We start from the raw sequence: 1,713 nt of genomic DNA on the forward strand, positions 1-1,713 counted from the left end.
CCGATCCAAGCGTTCCACGGCCTCCCGCAACGCCGGATCGTTCGAGGCAGCCGCAATCGTATCCAGGCGAGTTTTCGCGATAACCATCTCACTCATGGTGTTCAGAAGCGCGTCCATCCGGCGCACGGAAACGCGGATTGACCTGTCGGGGCGGCTATCGTTGCTCCTAGGACGAGCCGCGGATTCTGTGGGAGTTGTCGACATCGATTGGAACTGGGTTTCTTGAGAACCTAATTCTCCGTGTGAATCTTTCCGATTTGAGCTTCCGCTTGATGTAACCAATCTTTCAGCATCACAGCGAGCGACATCCGTAATGTCGAGCACCTTTTCCTGAATCCGTTCGATCTCGTCGCGTTCTAGATAGATGACGACATGCGCTTCCGTCGTTTGCACATCTCCTGCCCAGACCGCATCTTCCGTCGGTTCCGCTGCGGCGATGTCCGCGGAATCCTTCAACGTCTGGTACACCATCGCAAGCCGAACGGCAGGCATCATGCAATCAGAGGTGAGTTGAATGTGAAGCCGATATGCGACCTTGGCTTGTCGTTCGGCTTCCGTTGCATACCGCGCTCCGTCCTCTTCTAGACCGTTTTTTTGACTCGAGTGCAAAGGTTCTCTTGCTTGGAAAGCAGTTTGTAGAGAAGCCATCACATCGTCGTCGTTGAGATCAGGCTCACTCCCAGACGTCGAAATGGCCTCGAGGTGAACCCGCATTCGGTCAATCGCTTGGAGCAGGATATCCACTTGCTCTGGCTGAAAGCTCTCAGGATGATCTCTCCACAAACCGAACACATCCTCGACTCGATGTGTGAGCTCCGCCAGGCGAGAAAATCCCATTGTGGCACTCATGCCTTTCAATGTGTGCGCCGCGCGAAAAAGCTCAGCAACAAGGTTAGGCTCCGGACCTTGGCGTTCAAGCTCCAAGCATCCATCCTCTAGTTTCTCGACATTTTCCGCCGATTCGGCCAAGAACGCGTCCAGGTACTCACGATTCACATGGCTCCCCCTTTCTTTGAGGTTGAGGTTGGGCAGTAGTCGAGTAACGATAAAAAAACCCTGTTTTTATCATGAGAATCATTGCCTCTCTAGTTCTTCATACAGGGCGTCCAAGAGTCGGACAACTTCTTGTGAAGCTTCCTCCAAGTCATGCAGCTTCGCACTGACGTCTGAACGAATGTCTTGCTGAAGAGCGTGATAGATCTCGGATGCCAGTTGATGCACCCTTTGATGAGGTTCGTCAAGACGTTGGAATAACGGGTTAGCTGCGAAACTCGAATGTCCCTTTGCCGCATCGTACCATTTTCCCAAACGACATTCGTGGTGGTCTTTCAGCTGCTCCTCCTCCATGGCGTGGTAGCCCATCATATAGTTGTACAACCACCACTTCCACAAAAGATGGTCTGTCTCGGCGATCCGAAGGAGCATCCGATCGTGATGCGCATTCGCTACGCGTTCGACCATCGCATTGCGTAGATCGTTCACTTGCACACCAGTTCGATACATGTCTTGCCCTAAAGCATCTATCCTTTGCTTTACATCTGTAACACCGTCCATGATATCGACCACACGTGAAGCGATATCTTCCGTAGCTGCAGCTTGTTCTTCGGCACTCGCCGCAATATTCCCCATGTATTCGACGATGTGGTGGATTTCAGAAACGATGCTCTCAATCACGCCCATTGCCTGTTGGGCTGTACCCACTTTATCGACCAG

2 protein-coding genes are annotated in these 1,713 nt (G+C 52.2%); both read right to left on the bottom strand.

Features of this window, described 5'->3' with window-relative positions; all coding sequences use genetic code 11:
* Positions 1-996, bottom strand: a 996-nt coding sequence (locus AS26_RS13510; protein WP_174519949.1) for an Hpt domain-containing protein, incomplete at its 3' end; no start/stop codon positions are given.
* A gap of 78 nt (positions 997-1,074) precedes the next feature.
* The coding region (locus tag AS26_RS13515) for a CZB domain-containing protein (protein WP_169793516.1) at positions 1,075-1,713 on the bottom strand (639 nt) is incomplete at its 5' end.

The organism is Alicyclobacillus sendaiensis NBRC 100866, assembly GCF_001552675.1.
Classification (GTDB): Bacteria; Bacillota; Bacilli; order Alicyclobacillales; family Alicyclobacillaceae; genus Alicyclobacillus; species Alicyclobacillus sendaiensis.